The following is a 16601-nucleotide window of genomic DNA, read 5'->3' as shown; positions in this document are numbered from 1 at the left end:
ATATTTAAGTATTTCTTAATTGAAAATGGTATTTTTTGTGATAGATCATTTAATCATTAAGATGATTTAATCAGTTCGCATAATAACAATAGATAAATAAAAAAAATGTGACTGAAATTTTGGCTCTCTAGTTCTTTTATAAAAGAGGCTCGAAGAAGCAAAAAAGAATTAGAGGGTTCATCTTAAAAAGAAGTTAAATAGGAGGTGGAGACGTACTAAATGTGAGATTAATAACCTTGTAATAGGATAGTAAATATTTTGAAATAAAATGCATTTTTTAAACAAATTAAAAAGACCCTAACATACAGAAGAGTTGAGGCCATGACAAAAAAGTACAGTAAATTTTTATCCATTCCTACAGATTTTAATTTAGAAGATTCACCCTATCATTGGATTAGTCAAGTGCATACCCAATATGTGCAAAATGTTGACTATGCCTTAAAAAAATATGGTTTAGACAATTCTCGAAGACGTATTTTGCTGGCATTAAAATTTAAAAATAGAGCGAGTATTTCTGATTTATCTGACATGTTAATTTATAAGATGTCGACTACCACTAAAATCATTTATCGCCTAAAAGATGAGGGATTAGTACATACTTATTCCTGTGAGGATGATGCACGAATTACCCGAGTATTATTAACCGAAAAAGGTCAGCAAATGATTAAAAAGATTAATGATCTTAGTGTTGTTGTACTAGAGCAATCTTTCGATGGTTTAACACCGTTGCAAGTTGAAAAAATGCTACACAGTCTTAAGCATATTTTCCGCAATCTGGCTCCTTCGCATTAGTTTAATCAAAGGTAAATTAAAATATATAAAAATTTAGTTGAAATCAGGGGAAGTTATATTTTTTAAATTTCAGAATAAAATATTATAATAATTAGCATAAAAGATATCTATTTAAAAATAATAGATATCTTTTATAATTAAAAAATAATAATCTGTTTAATTAATATTTATATAATAAGAACATTTAAATAATTAATTCAAATCATAAATCATTTTAACTGCATAAAATCCAATTACGAAACAGTACCTACCTTTAAAGCAGCAAATTGAGTTAAAAGAAAAAATGAAAGCAGTATTAACAATGAGTATAGCCTATGATGATAAAGCCTGCCTGATTTCAGGTAGGTTTCTGCTTATATAGCCATATACCACTTAAGCTCAGATTGTTCTCAATTTCCGATAATCAATCCAGTTACAATGAAACCCGACGGGTACACGTACCGGTAAATCAATGGTTGCAATCGGCCCTTCAGTCATATGCTGTGCATCCAGAATCACTACCCTAGATGGACTATCATCTAAAGCATGAACATAAGACATCAGCCAGCCATCATTTTCAGCTTGAGCCCCTTCCCGTGCGAAGAATATCACCTCTCCTGTCACCCAGTTTTCTCCAAAAGAATAGCTTTCTGAATTGCCAGTTTTCACATCATGGCTCAAAAGAGTATTGCTGCTGACACGAGAAGGATCATCAAACTCGCCAAAGGAAATACTATAGACATAACGATAAGGCCGCCCCGTATAAGCTTCATTAATCCGTGGGAATTCCTGTTTCATCTCAGATAATATCGTCCGAGCCACTTTTCCAGTGCCGTGTTCAAAAATGAACCGCTCCAGCCGAATATCCTGATCTTCAATCGGTCCCTGAATCGAACTGACCAATACTTTGGAGTGCGCCACCGCATCCATGACCACATCACCAGAATCCAGCTCATAAGCATTCACGGTATGAAAAATAAAACAGGGATCAATCTCATACCAGCGAATATCAATTGCCTTACCGCCAAAAGGCATTATACCAATGCGTGCCTGCCGTTTTGGATTCCATTGATATGGCAACATTGAACCCTTTAAAGCACTGCGTACAGAAAAGTTCACATTCAGGTCCAGAATCAGTACCTGAGATCTGGTAATGGCACAATCATGAATCATCGGACCATGTTTCACTGGAATGTCGACGTGATGTTTCAACTTACCTTTTGAATCTATCTGCAAATAAAAAACTTTATTCTGACTTAAAGCATCATAACAAACCGCATGAATATCACCTGTTTCAGGATCGATATGTGGATGAGCAGTAAATGGCAGATCCTGATCATCTTCAAACAAATGATGTCGTTTTGACTCCAGTGCAGCATTCAACTCAACTGGATATGCGCCCGCTTCTACCAATGCCCAGATTTTTCCGGCAAAGTGGATGACATTGGTATTGACTGCATCAGCGACACCTCGCGTTTTACCTGGAATTTGTGGTCGATGAAGTTTTTTCTGCACACTGGCAGAACCGATATAACTGCTTTTATACCAATGTGCCTCACCACCTTTAAGTCTGAGCGCATGCAACATGCCATCGCCCGTAAACCAGTGATAGTTGCGTGGGTTTTTGACGTTAATAGGATTTGGACCAATCCGCATCAATGCGCCATCCAGTTCTGCAGGAATCTGTCCTTCAACCTTTAAATCTGTGAAAAAGTGTTCCTGCCGCTCTGGTGCAAATATACCTTCCAGATAGGGATTATCCGGTGAATATGGAATGCGCTGATGCAGGATTTCTGTACCGTACTGGATAGATTTGCTGAGGGTATTCTTAAGCACGCTGCTCAGCGGTTTTGGCCACGGCATTGTTATTTTCCTTATTGTATTTTTTCTTTGGATTATTCTGGCAGAGATGATAATAACAAAAGCGGTTTGGCTGTTTTCTGAAACTAGACTAACGGCGCGCTAAGTTGAACGCGCCGCAGCAGAGTATCAATTATATAATTTTAGACTTTGATATCCAGAAGCTGAATAAACTCAAAGGCTGGCTCTTCATAAGGATGGCTTTCTTTCAGCGCCTTGGCCACATCGACCGCCTTCTCATCAGGCACCAGAATTTCTACCCGCCATTCTTCCACCTGTTCCAATTTTCCCACTTCACCAATATGAGGATCTGCACCTTCTTGCGGTTTAAACTGTCCAGTTCCTAAAACCTGCCAGGCACAATTCTTATATTCCCCAATACCGCCTGCCCCTGCTGCAAATATCGCATTCTTGGTGTCTTCCAGGTTTTCATCCGGCACGTAATAAATCAGCTTTAACATGTATTCCTTCCTGCAATTCAGATACTTGTCGTATTGTTAAGGGCTTGGGTAATCATCTTCAATGCAGGATTTTGGGAATTCTTGTTAAATGTTGCATACAAGCCCAGTTTTGGCAGTGCCTGATCAGTATGGATAATTTTCACATGATCATTCAAAAAACGCAGTAAATATTCGGGCGCAAAACTAAAGCCCATTCCCATATTGGTCAGATTAATGTGTTGCAAGACATTCGTCACCCACAACAGCTGTTCATGTTCGAACTGATCAATGCAAAGCAGTTTATCCAGCTTTTCATAAAATACGGGCGAAGCATTCTGCTCGCACATAATCATATTGTGATTTTTCAGTTCCTGTAATTTCAGGATTCGATCTGTAGGATGTAAATGCTGAGCAGCAACCAAATAAATTTGCTCGGTCAATAAATGAATATTGTCAAAATCTGGATGATCCAGTTGAAAACGGGTAATGCATAAATCCAGTTCAGCATTTTTTAGCCGCTGAATCTGTTCCATACAGGTCAGGCTATGCAAGTGAATTTTCAAGTCCGGCATGGTTTTTTTAAGCTGGGCCAGAATCTGTGGCATCACTTTAATTTCTGCCACGTTCAGAAAGCCAATATGAATCTGATTATTTTTCTGCTGTGCAACCTGACGTGCTGCCGCCACTGCCAGCTTGGCATTTTCCAGTGCTTTTTCGGCATAGACCTGAAAAGCCCTCCCTTCATCGGTGAGTTTGACTTTTCTAGAGGAACGATCAAACAGAATGACGCCTACTTCCTGTTCCAGATCCTTAATTTGCTGGCTTAATGACGGCTGGGCAGTAAATAGTTTTTCGGCGGCCTTGGTAAAACTTTGTTGCTGCGCCACGGTGATAAAATAGCGTAAATGTCGAAGTTCCATAGGCTGCCCGGTTTCTGATCAGGTAAGCATCTTAAGATTATGACCCACCTATTGCAAATAAGAATAGGTCGATAGTTTATATGAATATTCGTATATCAACAGATTCTATTTTACTAGACTGCCTGACCATATAGATGGCTTGTTCTTCACGCATATACATGGAGTCTTGTATGACACAACACTATGACACTGATGTTCTGATCATTGGTACCGGTCCTGCAGGTTCAACATTAGGTTTGGCTCTGGCGAATTATGGCATCAAGGTACAACTGTTTACCCAGTTTAGCTGGCTGGCCAATAGTCCACGTGCGCATATTACCAACCAGCGTGCCATGGAAGTATTACGTGATTTAGGTATTGAAGAACAGGTTAAAAAGATCGCTACACCTTGGGAGCAGATGGGTGAAAGCCTGATTACCACTAGTCTGGTCGGTGAAGAAATTGCCCGTTTAAGTGCCTGGGGTACAGGTGATGAACGTCATGGCGATTACATCAAAGGCAGTCCATGTCCTTTAGTTGATTTGATTCAACCCAAAATGGAAGCATTACTGGTGAAGAATGCCGGTGAACGTGGTGCAATTTATAACTTTAATACCGAATATTTGTCACATGTGCAGGATGAAGATAGCGTGACGGCTACTTTCCTGAACCGGATCACCAATACTGAATTTAGCTTAAGAGCGAAATATCTGGTGGGAATGGATGGGGCAAAATCCCGTGTGCTGGAACAGCTCGGTTTACCACTCGAAGGAGTGATGGCACGTGCGGGTACAGTCTATGTGACTTTTAAAGCTGATCTTTCTCAACACGTTCAGCATCGTCCTGCAATTCTGCAATGGATCGTGAATCCTGAAGCCAGCTTTGGCGACCTCGGTATGGGTTTATTACGTGCCATTACGCCATGGAATGAATGGATTATGGGTTGGGGCTTTGACATCTCCAAAGGCGAGCCACAAGTGACTGAAGAACAGGTCCGTGCCCGCCTGAATGCTTTTGTCGGTGCGGAAGTTGAAGAAGTAGAGATTCAAAAACTGTCTTATTGGTATGTGAACCAGACCTGGGCAACTGAGTATTCCAAAGGTCGCGTGTTCTGTGGTGGTGATGCAGTACACCGTCATCCACCATCCAGTGGCCTAGGTTCAAACACCTGCATGCAGGATGCCTTTAATCTGGGCTGGAAACTGGCCTATGCGGTAAAAGGCTGGGCTGCGCCTTCCTTGCTGGATTCATATACGACTGAGCGTGCACCGGTCGGCAAGCAAATTGTGGCACGTGCGAACCAGTCACGTTTTGATTATAAATACCTGAAAGAAGTCTTTGGTTTTGACAATGGTGTAACGACTCAGAAGCAAATGCTGGAACGTATCTTTGCGGAAGATGAGCAAGGTGCTGAAATCCGCAAAAAACTGTTTGAAGCTTTGGAAATTAAAAACTTCGAATTTAATGCACAAGGTGTAGAACTGAACCAGCGATATAGCTCCAATGCGGTGATTGCAGAATCCGAGCCTGAGATTTTTGAAAAAGATGAACAGCTTTATTTACAGGCAACGACTCGCCCAGGTGCTAAAGTGCCACATACCTGGCTGATCAATGCTAAAGGTCAAAAGCAGTCGACACTGGATATTACCGGTAAAGGTCGCTTTACCCTGCTCACAGGTTTATCAGGTAAAGGCTGGAAACAGGAGGCTGAAGCATTGAATCTGCCATATTTGGATGTGATTCAAATTGGTTCTCGTGACTACCGTGATGTGTATGGGACTTGGAACAGTAAATCTGAAATTCATGAATCTGGTGCAGTGCTGGTTCGTCCGGATGGTTATGTGGCTTGGCGTTATCAGGACAGTACCAATGATGCTTTTGATTATGTGAATACGTTGAAGGCGGTGTTAAAGCAGATTCAGTTGGTTGTTTAAAAAACGGGGGAAAGATCACTTTTGGGTGACCTTTTCTAATAATTCTTTTTTAAATTCCCAAGTTGTAAATAAAAATACTGCCATTGTTCCTGCTAAATTTACTGCTAGCTCTGCATGCCTAGAAGATGGCTTCACATTAACTTTTCCTTGTCCATGTGCGTCACCAACTTTATTCCTTAAAGCACCTAATCCTTCGACAATCGAACTACAACCACCTAAAATTTGTTTAAACACTTTTTCTGTATGTTGTGATGGTGCTAAATTTAATTCATTACTAACTAAACGATAAAGCTGATTTATTTCAGGTGCATATCCATAATCAATACCTATTTCATCAAGGATATGTTTGCATGTAGATTCCAATAATGAGCGCGCTATGGTGATGGCACCTTCAGGATCTGAAGTTCTACGTTCTAAAGCCTTTTGCCATATTTGATGAATGTAGTTCGAATTCAAATATTCTATTGTGTTTATTACCAATTGATCTAATGGAGCACTATCTGTATTTTCTAAAATATCAAATAGTTCATTAAATTCATCATAAATAAATTGCTTACAATCAGCATAACTATTAAAAGTATTTTTTAAATATTCGTTAAACTGATCTAAAGATCGAGAGTTTTTTAATATTGTAGGAATATGTGTTTTTAGACTTCTGATACTAATAATTTCATGTCTAAGCTGTATAAATGCGTCATCAGCACCAGCTTCAATTTTATCTAAAGCTCTAGCAATAAGCAGCTCTTGTAACAACGAAACTTTTTTAATTAAATAAATCAGCCATATTTTTATCTTAAATAATTAGTGTTTAGTATTTTATATTTCTAAATATATAAATTCATAAATAATTTTAATTTTTTTCTTTTTACTAAAAAGCCACCTCTCGGTGGCTTTTATCTAAATCTAAATATCAAGAACCCTGCATCAAATAACTGCCGACAACGAACAATATTTGTAGTCCCACTACAATCCCAAACAACATCCAACCTTTCTGACGCATTGCCGCCTTATCCATTATTCTGAGTGTCTTAGCCATGTCATCACCTCATCTTTGAGAATTGATACTGAACCGATCTATTCCATCTTTCTTTTATAGTGCAATAAAGTTGTGCATAAAACACACCATAGCACTTTATATACAATATAAAAGCAAAATCTAAACCAAGTCCGCAGGGAGAAGGAAAATTAAAAAAATCAAAATCCTTAAAAAACAAAAAGCCACCCAAAGGTGGCAATTGATGAAGATAGTCTAAACAAAAGCTGAAAGATTTTCCAGTTTTGCAGCTATTCCAGTGATTTCTGCAATAAAAAAGGGTCGCTTTTGCGACCCTTTCTTGAAATTTAGAACAGATTAACCAATAAACTTACGTGCATTACGGAACATACGTAACCAGGCACCATCCTGATCCCAGTCTTCCGGTTTCCAAGAATGCTGAATCGCTCGGAAGTTACGTTCAGGGTGCGGCATCATAATCGTTGCACGACCATCCTGCGACGTTACACCAGTAATACCTTCTGGTGAACCGTTCGGGTTCAACGGATACTGTTCAGTTGCATTGCCATGGCTATCGACATAACGTAAAACGACCTGATTCGATGCATTCAGTGCAGCAAAGTTTTCCGCAGTTGCAACTGCACGACCTTCACCATGCGCCACAGCGATCGGCAGAATCGAACCTTGCATGTCTTGCAACAAGACTGAATTCGACTTTTCTACACGAACGTTCACTGCGCGCGCTTCAAATACTTCAGACGTATTGCGGTGGAAACGTGGCCAAGCATCCGCACCCGGAATTAATGGAGCCAATTGAGACAACATTTGACAGCCGTTACAGATACCGAGCGAGAAGGTTTCTTGACGGTTAAAGAATTTCTCAAACTGGTCACGTAATTTAGCATTGAACAATACTGATTTCGCCCAGCCGCCACCAGCGCCCATCACGTCACCATACGAGAAGCCACCACACGTCACTAAACCTTCAAAATCATCCAGGCTGATACGACCTGCCAGCAAGTCACTCATATGTACGTCAACGGTATTGAAGCCAACTTTGTCGAAAGCTGCCGCCATTTCGATATGACCATTGACACCCTGCTCACGCAGAATTGCCATATTTGGACGACGCAAGTTAATGAAAGGTGCTTCAATCGCTTCATTCAAGTCGAATGTTGGTTGGGCGATAATACCTTTGTGTGCTTTATCGGTAATTAAGGCAAATTCCTGATCCGCAGTTTGTACGTTGTCACGCAGACGCTGGATTTGGTGGGATACTTCAGTCCAAGCCACTTGCAGGTCAGCACGTTCAAGTATCAGACCATTTACAGACAATTGGTCAGTGTTATTTACAGTACCTACGACTGTAATTGCATCTTTCAATGTAGACGCTGCAACTTCAACTTGTAGCGCTTCCCAGTCTGCTTTGGCAATTTGTAGAACTGCACCAATTTCTTCAGCAAATAAGCTTGCAGTTGATTGATCTTCTAATGCCACACCTAGACGTGATGCGAACATCATTTCTGCAACAGTCGCCAATAAACCACCATCACCGATGTCATGATACGCCTTGATCAAACCACGGTTGTTCCAGTCTTGAACCAATGCAAAGAATGCTTTGAAGTCATCGAAGCTATCTACATCAGGAGTCACTGAACCGATTGCTTTGTACACCTGCGCCAGGATCGAACCACCTAAACGGAATTGACCTTTAGACAGATCAATACGAACCAGTACAGATTCAAGATCTTTTAATTCAGGAGTCAGTGTTTTACGTACATCAGTCACTGGTGCAAATGCAGTGATCACGCCTGACATTGGAGAAGTCACAGACTTGTCTTCACCTTCGTCATTCCAGGTGGTACGCATAGACAGAGAGTCTTTACCGACTGGAATCGCGATACCGAGAGCCGGACACATTTCCATACCGATGGCTTTCACGCCTTCAAACAATGCCTGGTCTTCGCCTGGTTGACCCGCAGCAGCCATCCAGTTTGCAGACAATTTGATGTCGCTGATTTTTTCAATCTTCGCAGACATGATGTTCGAGATCGATTCAGCCACAGATAAACGTGCTGACGCAGCAGGATTCAACAAGGCTACTGGAGGACGTTCACCCATTGCCATTGCTTCACCAGTATAACCGACAAGGCTTGTGGTTGTAACTGCAGCATCCGCAACAGGAACCTGCCAGCGACCCACCATCTGATCACGTGCCACCATACCGGTAATCGAACGGTCACCAATGCTGATCAGGAATGATTTAGAAGCCACTGTCGGGTTTTTAAGAACGCGATAAATCGCATCTTTCAGATCAGTGACTTTAGCCGCGTCAAAATCATCGCCTTTGCGTTCAATCATTTCATAGGTACGGCTCATACGTGGAGTACCGCCAAGCATCACTTGCATTGGCATATCCACTGGCTTGTTGCCGAACAATGGATCTTCAACGATTAAGTGACGTGCTTCAGTGGCCTCACCCAGTACTGCAAACGGACAACGTTCACGTGCACAGATTGACTCAAATAATTCTAAAGAAGATGGACGAATCGCCAATACATAACGCTCTTGCGCTTCGTTTGACCAGATTTCCATTGGCGACATACCAGGTTCTAAAGATGGAATCTTACGAAGATCTAGCACCGCACCCAATTCATGGTCATTTACCAGTTCAGGCATAGCATTTGATACACCGCCCGCGCCTACGTCATGTACAGACACGATTGGGTTATGGTCTTCCATGCGCCAGCAAGTATCGATCACTTCTTGGCAACGGCGTTCCATTTCCGGGTTTTCACGTTGTACCGAAGCAAAATCTAGGTTCTCGCCAAGTTTACCGCTATCTACAGAAGATGCAGCACCCCCACCAAGACCGATCAGCATGGCTGGACCACCAAGTACGATCAACAAATCGCCCGGTAAGATCGGATCTTTTTCAACGTGATCTGGACGGATATTTCCGTAACCACCAGCGATCATGATGGGCTTATGGAAACCTTTAATATCGCCATTGACGTTTTGTTCAAAAGTACGGAAGTAACCATTTAAAGCTGGACGACCAAATTCGTTATTGAATGCAGCGCCACCCAATGGGCCTTCAATCATGATTTGTAACGGTGATGCCATACGCGATGGTTTGCCGTAGTTTTCTTCCCAAGGCTGTTCAAAGCCCGGAATATTCAGGTTAGATACGGTGAAGCCGGTTAAACCTGCTTTAGGCTTACCACCACGACCTGTCGCACCTTCATCACGGATTTCACCGCCTGAACCTGTCGCTGCACCGGCAAATGGTGCAATCGCAGTTGGATGGTTGTGGGTTTCCACTTTCATCAGGATATGTGCGGCTTGGCTCTTGTATTTATAAACCTGGTGTCCATTGTCTTCTTGGGTTGGATAAAAACGCTGAGTATCCGAACCGACAATCACCGAAGCGTTGTCTTTATAAGCTGACAATACATCTGTTGGTGATTCTTTATAGGTGTTCTTGATCATCTGGAACAATGACAATGGCTGAACTTCACCATCAATCGTCCATTCCGAACCGAAGATTTTATGACGGCAATGCTCAGAGTTGGCTTGCGCAAACATCATCAGTTCGATGTCATTTGGATTACGACCCAGCTTGATGAAAGCCTCAGTCAGGTAATCAATTTCATCCATTGATAATGCAAAACCAAATTCATTATTGGCTTTTACCAGCGCTTCTTTACCTTCACCCAGAATATCAATCGAGTTCAGTGGTTTTGGCGCCGTTTCCACAAATAATACCGCAGCATCTTCAATCGCATTGAATACGCTTTCGGTCATACGGTCATGCAGTACTTGCAATGCTTCTTTAGAAAGTTCTTTTACGCCCTTCAAAGTAAATAAAACGCCGCGTTCTAGTCGATGAACCGGCGTATTACAGTTTTTGAAAATGTCCGTCGCTTTAGAGGACCAAGGAGAGATGGTTCCGACGCGCGGTGTGACTAATATCTGGATTTCATCACTTGCAGCCTGGTGCAATTCAAAAGATTGACCATCGTTGAGAAGCTGTAAAGCTGATTGCTGTTGTTGCTCGCTGAGCGCTTGGTCAAAGAGGTAGACCCATTGACTTTCAATTGATTGAACAGAACTAATTGACGTCAAACGCGATAATAGTTGAGTTTTCTTAAAAGAAGAATGTGCGGGTGCACCGGCAACGATAAACATGCTGATTTTGGCTCCACGGGATGGTCTGAACAACCATGCCACAATGTGACTTGAGAGAGCGCATATTCTACTGTGAAATAAGGAAATCGGCTAGATGCCAAATCAGAAAACTATGCCTGAAATATCCTGGACTTTTAAAATATTTTGTTTATTTTCAGGCAAGAAAATTGAATGTAGTCGCACAGGTTAACACATTTTTTTCAAGAAAAATCAAAACCGCTTCAGAATAATTCTCTGCATAAAAATTGTATTATTTTTCAACAACAATCGGGGAAAAATCAAATTCAGATTTTTATTGTCATGACCTGCCAAAGCTCCGATTTAGGCCAAAATGAAATACTTGATTACAAGACTCTATGAAGTCGTATTTTTTGCGGACTGTTTTTAATTATTTTGATTGACTCTCAACTTTGACCACCAAGATTAGAAAACTGGTTAAAGGTCTTCTGCCTTTATGAAATACAAAGAGCAATTCTCCGCTCATCTCTTCCATTAGAGCACTAGAGGCAACTTACTCCCCTCTATAAACGAATAATTAATACTGAGTGGTATTTTAATCTGACATCATATGCGGAAAAAAAACCGAACATCTATTCTCATCTTCTAAAATAATAAAAATAAAATTCCATATTTGACTCCTTTATTTTTTTCATATTTGATGTTTATCTTATCAGCTCGTAATTAAGTAAAATTTACTCACCTAAAAGACCAAAAATTATATCGATAAAATTAACCATCATATCCAATATTTTGAAATTTCATCACTTATTCATCAGCCCTAGAACGACTAATATGCTGCTTAAAAAGCAGAATATAAATAGTAAAAAACCATTCGTATTTATGAAAAAATCTACAAGAAATTATAATGTCTATATAAAAAAATAATGAAGAAATTATTAATAATAAAATTTTCTTACCTTTTTATATAATCAGTATTCTCAGGTTTTATTTAAATCAAAAAATTTAAAATAAATATTTGTAATTGCTAAAAAATATTGAAAATTTTCTTTTTAATTCAACTAACAGGGTAACAGACTCACACGTCTATATCAGCTAAGAATCTTACCAAATAAACACTTCATCAGTAAATTTGATGATTTTATGTTAAGATCTAGCCGAATTGCTGAGGAAATGTCCAAATTCTGGGCCTGGCAATGGTTTTTCCTTTCTACTGTAGAGATGAATATAAATTCTATATTCGGACACTAATTTTTTGATGTTCTATAGCTTCACTGCTCTGTCTATTTTAGAGCCTTAATCTGTCACCAATGATTTAATTTTCAAAACAAAAGGTGACCCGCTTAAGGAGTATGTATGTTTCAATTCACTAGTACAGCAACTGTACTAGTGATGGTGCTTTTCTATGGCATCACCTTTTTACTATCGTTACGCATCAAACAGAAAAATGAAAATGTTGATGGATACATGGTCTCGAATGGCTCCATCGGATTTGGAATGTCTGCGGCCAGTATGACCGCCACCTGGATCTGGGCCGCATCGTTTTATGCAGCAGCCTCATCCGGATATACATACGGCGTTTCCGGTGCCCTACACTATGGTTTGTGGGGTGCGCTGATGATTTTATTTATCTATCCCTTTGGCAAGCGCTTTCGTGAACTGGCGCCTAATGCACATACTTTGGCAGAAATCATGCATGCCCGGCATGGCAATCAAAGCCAGATGATTCTGGCGGGTTCAAATATTGTGGGTAGCGTGATCAGCCTGATGGTGAACTTTACCGCTGCCGGGGCACTGGTTGAAATTTTATCTCCTTTAAGCTTTATCCATGGCGTGCTGATTACCGGTATTGCTGATTACCGGTATTGGTGTGCTGTCCTATACCCTCTGGTCGGGCTTCCGTTCCTCAGTCTTTACCGATTTTGGTCAACTGGTGGCGATGATTGTCGCGGCTGTGATTATTATTCCAACCTTGTTCTTCACCTTAGGCGGACCTTCCCTGTTTCAAAGCGGGATTCATCATCTGCAACCAGAACAACTGGATTTTTTCTCTAAAACAGCGTTTTTGGAACAAGGCGCGCCGTTTTTTGTCGCCGTATTGGCCTACGCGATTGGTAATCAGACCATTGCCCAGCGCCTGTTTGCAGTACGTGAAGACCTGATTAAACCAAGCTTTATTACTGCTACCATTGGTTATGCTGCAATTGTCATTGGTCTAGGCATGCTGGGATTATTGGCACTATTTGCAGGTATTCAGCCCATTGATGGCAACCTGAATAACCTGATTCCACAAATGGCAGCAACCTATCTTTCTCCATTTATGGTCGCGCTGTTATTCATCATGGTGATTGGAGCCCTTTCTTCTACCGCTGACTCGGATCTGTCTGCGATTGTCATGACGGACATTTATGGCAAACAGATTGCGAAAAACCGCCCTGATCCAAAGAAAATGCTGTTTATTGGCCGTATGACCATGATCGTTGCCACCATGCTGGGAATTGTGATTGCCACCTTGAAGTTTGACATTTTGTCGATGCTGATTTTTGTGGGTGCACTTTGGGGCTCTATTGTATTCCCGGTGATTGTCAGCCTGTATTGGGACAAGGTGAATGCCCGGGCATTTAACTGGTCAGTGGGCCTCGCATTTTTCAGCTTTCTGATTGTACGTTTTGAATGGCTTCCGATTCAGGGAATGATCGCACTTGGCTTTGAACTCGTTGCGACTCTGGGGATTGGTGTAGTGCTGGGTCTGATGACCTTTGGTTTCTTCGGCAAGAAAGTAGGTCTGGTCGTTGGTTTGCTGGCCAGTATTGGCTTCATGCCATGGATCCTCGGTTTCCTGCGTGAATACGGCACCTTGTTAAGCTCACTGACAGCTTATGGCAGTAGTGCGCTGGTATGTACTGTGTTGACGCTGCTCTACAGTAAAGAACGATTTGATTTTAAACAAATCAATAAGATGGTGATTGAATTTCACCAGCTATCTGAGAAAAGTAAATAAGGAGATTTCAGATGACAAGTCAATTATTGACCCTATATGTACTTTTTGGCCATTGGTTGCAAGTCTGGTCTTGTTTACGATTTGCCTGAATGTCTATAAAGACACACAACAGGCCAAGAAAAATGGCGAAGAGCTAATTTGATTCTTCATCCTAAACAAAAAGCAGGCCATTGAGTCTGCTTTTTTATTGTTCATTTGATGATTTCGATTTTTAATTCTCAGTCTTTTCCAGCTGACTGAAATAACAATATGCAGTATGACAATTCATGTCGCACTGCCCTAGTGCCAGAGCTAGTTTTTTGGCATGATGCAAATAGTGGATCACTGAATAATGATAAATGACTCAAATGCGTTGGTTAGAACTGCTTTCGACAGTTCGGATTGGTAGTAAAAAGCAGAGCACTGAACTGGCACGCAGCCCGTTTCATAAAGACTATGACCGTATTATTTTTTCGCAAAGCTTCCGGCAGTTAAACCGCAAAACTCAGGTCCATCCACTCACCCAGCACGATGGGATTCATACCCGTTTAACCCACTCACTGGAAGTCTCCTGTATTGGCCGTTCATTGGGTATGCTGGCTGCCGAAAAAATCAAAGATAACTTACCTGCCTGGATTTCTCCGGCTGATGTCGGTGCCATCATTCAGGCTGCCTGTCTGGCGCATGATATTGGCAACCCGCCTTTTGGTCATGCCGGTGAATATGCTATTCGAGAATGGTTTGATGATGCATCACATACCGACTTCTTAAAAGATTTGAGTCCTGAACAGGAAGCTGATGTCCGCCAGTTTGAAGGCAATGCCCAAGGCCTGCGCCTGCTGACCAAGATCGATTACCATCCTTATGATGGCGGTATGCGCCTGACTTATGCCACACTTGGTGCCTATCTTAAATACCCGTGGCTCTCTGAGGCCATTGATCCGACTGGCAACACCCCGGCCAGCCGACGTCCTAAATTTGGTTGTTACCAGTCTGAAAAAGAGATTTTGCAGGAAATTGCTGAACAGTTGGGTCTAATCCAGCTTGGTGAATATCATTATTGTCGTCATCCACTGACCTATCTTTTAGAAGCTGCGGATGATATCTGCTATGCCCTGATTGATCTGGAAGATGGCATTAGCCTGAATATGCTCAGTTATGCCGAAGTCGAGCCAGTCTTCCTGAACTTGCTGGGTGAATATGGCACGCCTGAAGAAATCAATCTGCCTAATACCACCTGGCAACAAAAAATTGCGGCCTTACGTGGCCGGGTCATGAAACGTCTGGTAGATGAAGTCACTACAGCTTTTTCCCGACATCAGCAGGAAATTCTGATGGGCCAATTGCAAGGCTCATTGCTGGGTTATTGTAGTGCTGATATTGAAATGGGTATTAATCGGGCCAAAGAACTGGCAAGAGACAAAATCTTCGAACATCCGCAAAAAGCCGGTCTGGAAATTATCGCGCATCAAAGTCTGCAAACGATTCTGGATGCCTTTATTCCACTGACCACGCCACACAAAACCTTAAGCTTTAAGGAACAGCGTTTAATGGCCATTTTAAAACGCTCGGGTGCGCAGTTTAGTACTGATCATTATGAGAACATTATGCAGGTGCTGGATATTGTCTCCAAATTCTCGGACCATCAGGCTTATAATCTGGCGCAGGAACTGCATGGCAATAAAGCCGGGTTGCTCTAATGCGAACGAGTGCCTGATGATAATCTCAGCAAAATCACTGCTTTTGAATGATAGAGTTTTGCCTTTATCGAAAATGCTGACTACTATGCCTGTATTAAATTTGAGTATGTATAAAAAATGATTGGATGCCTGATTGGGGAAGTGCTGGCGCTGGAAGCACCGACTGTTTTATTAAATGTGAACGGCGTAGGTTATGAGATTGACACCCCTTTAACCACTTTCTGCCAGTTGCAAAAAGGCCAGAAAATTACCCTGTGGACCCATCTTGCTGTTCGTGAAGATGCCCAGTTACTTTATGGCTTTATCAATGCGCAGGAAAAAACTATTTTCCGTACCTTATTAAAGGTGAACGGCGTAGGTCCAAAAATGGCGCTTGGTATCCTTTCAACTTTAAGTGTGGAAATGCTGATCCATACTGTTGAACATGAAGATATCAACACTCTGGTCAAAGTTCCGGGAGTTGGTAAAAAGACTGCAGAACGCCTGATGATTGAATTGCGTGACCGCTTTAAAGCCATGGCTTCAGGTGCTGTTCCAAGCAATTCAACTGCACCACAGATTCAGTTTATGGGCAATTCAGCCGTGGCTGAAGCGGAAGCTGCATTACAGTCCTTGGGCTATAAACCGGCTGAAGCACAAAAACTGGTGAATACCGCCAAAGGTGAATTTACTGAAGCCAGCGATATTATCCGCGCTGCATTAAAGTCAATGAATAAATAATAGCAATCAGATACTGAATATAGAATTTATGCCGGTATCAGAATCTACCTAGCGACATGGATGTCGCCTGTTAAACTGTGCTATCAGGAGGTAGCATCAGTTTAACAAATGGGTTTTGTTACTTTTGCCCAGTCAAAAGTAAGAGCATGCCGAC

10 protein-coding genes and 2 pseudogenes are annotated in these 16601 nt (G+C 41.5%); 6 read left to right on the top strand and 6 right to left on the bottom strand.

Annotated features, from left to right (window positions below):
* Window positions 1-321: 321 nt before the first annotated feature.
* Entirely contained in the window at window positions 322-792 is a 471-nt protein-coding gene (locus WAK81_RS01025; protein WP_422195318.1) for a MarR family winged helix-turn-helix transcriptional regulator, read from the top strand.
* A gap of 378 nt (window positions 793-1170) precedes the next feature.
* Here WAK81_RS01025 and WAK81_RS01020 read toward each other — a convergent pair whose 3' ends face one another.
* From WAK81_RS01020 to WAK81_RS01010, 3 genes are all read right to left on the bottom strand, one after another.
* Window positions 1171-2634: a carotenoid oxygenase family protein gene (locus tag WAK81_RS01020; RefSeq protein ID WP_422195317.1), complete on the bottom strand. Its 1464-nt coding sequence runs from the start codon at window positions 2632-2634 to the stop codon at window positions 1171-1173.
* Between the two features lie 140 nt (window positions 2635-2774).
* Window positions 2775-3092: an NGG1p interacting factor NIF3 gene (locus WAK81_RS01015; protein ID WP_422195316.1), complete on the bottom strand. Its 318-nt coding sequence runs from the start codon at window positions 3090-3092 to the stop codon at window positions 2775-2777.
* Window positions 3093-3109: 17 nt separating this feature from the next.
* Entirely contained in the window at window positions 3110-3991 is an 882-nt protein-coding gene (locus WAK81_RS01010; RefSeq protein WP_422195315.1) for a LysR substrate-binding domain-containing protein, read from the bottom strand.
* A gap of 170 nt (window positions 3992-4161) precedes the next feature.
* Between WAK81_RS01010 and WAK81_RS01005 the strand changes: the two genes are divergently transcribed.
* Window positions 4162-5904, top strand: coding sequence for an FAD-dependent monooxygenase (locus WAK81_RS01005; RefSeq protein WP_422195314.1), 1743 nt, complete (start codon window positions 4162-4164; stop codon window positions 5902-5904).
* A 15-nt stretch (window positions 5905-5919) separates the two neighbouring features.
* Here the strand turns inward: WAK81_RS01005 and WAK81_RS01000 are convergent, their stop codons facing one another.
* The 3 genes from WAK81_RS01000 to purL form a co-directional block, all read right to left on the bottom strand.
* The gene (locus tag WAK81_RS01000; protein ID WP_422195313.1) at window positions 5920-6657 is read right to left on the bottom strand and encodes an abortive infection family protein; all 738 of its coding nucleotides are present in this window, start codon (window positions 6655-6657) and stop codon (window positions 5920-5922) included.
* 157 nt (window positions 6658-6814) lie between these two features.
* Window positions 6815-6940, bottom strand: a complete 126-nt coding sequence (locus WAK81_RS00995; RefSeq protein ID WP_422195312.1) for a KGW motif small protein — start codon at window positions 6938-6940, stop codon at window positions 6815-6817.
* A gap of 315 nt (window positions 6941-7255) precedes the next feature.
* On the bottom strand, window positions 7256-11089 hold the full coding sequence (purL, locus tag WAK81_RS00990) for a phosphoribosylformylglycinamidine synthase (protein ID WP_422195311.1): 3834 nt from the start codon (window positions 11087-11089) through the stop codon (window positions 7256-7258).
* Window positions 11090-12403: 1314 nt separating this feature from the next.
* On the opposite strand from purL, the pseudogene WAK81_RS00985 reads away from it, so the two are divergent.
* The 4 genes and pseudogenes from WAK81_RS00985 (at window position 12404) to ruvA (ending at window position 16447) form a co-directional block, all read left to right on the top strand.
* Window positions 12404-14048, top strand: a pseudogene (locus WAK81_RS00985) (sodium:solute symporter family transporter).
* Window positions 14049-14059: 11 nt separating this feature from the next.
* Window positions 14060-14190 (top strand): annotated as a pseudogene (locus WAK81_RS00980) (putative transporter small subunit).
* Window positions 14191-14386: 196 nt separating this feature from the next.
* The gene (locus WAK81_RS00975; protein ID WP_422195310.1) at window positions 14387-15727 is read left to right on the top strand and encodes a deoxyguanosinetriphosphate triphosphohydrolase; all 1341 of its coding nucleotides are present in this window, start codon (window positions 14387-14389) and stop codon (window positions 15725-15727) included.
* 117 nt (window positions 15728-15844) lie between these two features.
* Entirely contained in the window at window positions 15845-16447 is a 603-nt protein-coding gene (gene ruvA, locus WAK81_RS00970) for a Holliday junction branch migration protein RuvA (protein WP_422195309.1), read from the top strand.
* The last annotated feature ends 154 nt before the right edge of the window (window positions 16448-16601 follow it).

The organism is Acinetobacter sp. (assembly GCF_049284435.1).
Classification (GTDB): Bacteria; Pseudomonadota; Gammaproteobacteria; order Pseudomonadales; family Moraxellaceae; genus Acinetobacter.
Note: the sequence above shows the minus strand (reverse complement) of the source record. Positions and strands in the feature narration are given on the sequence as shown.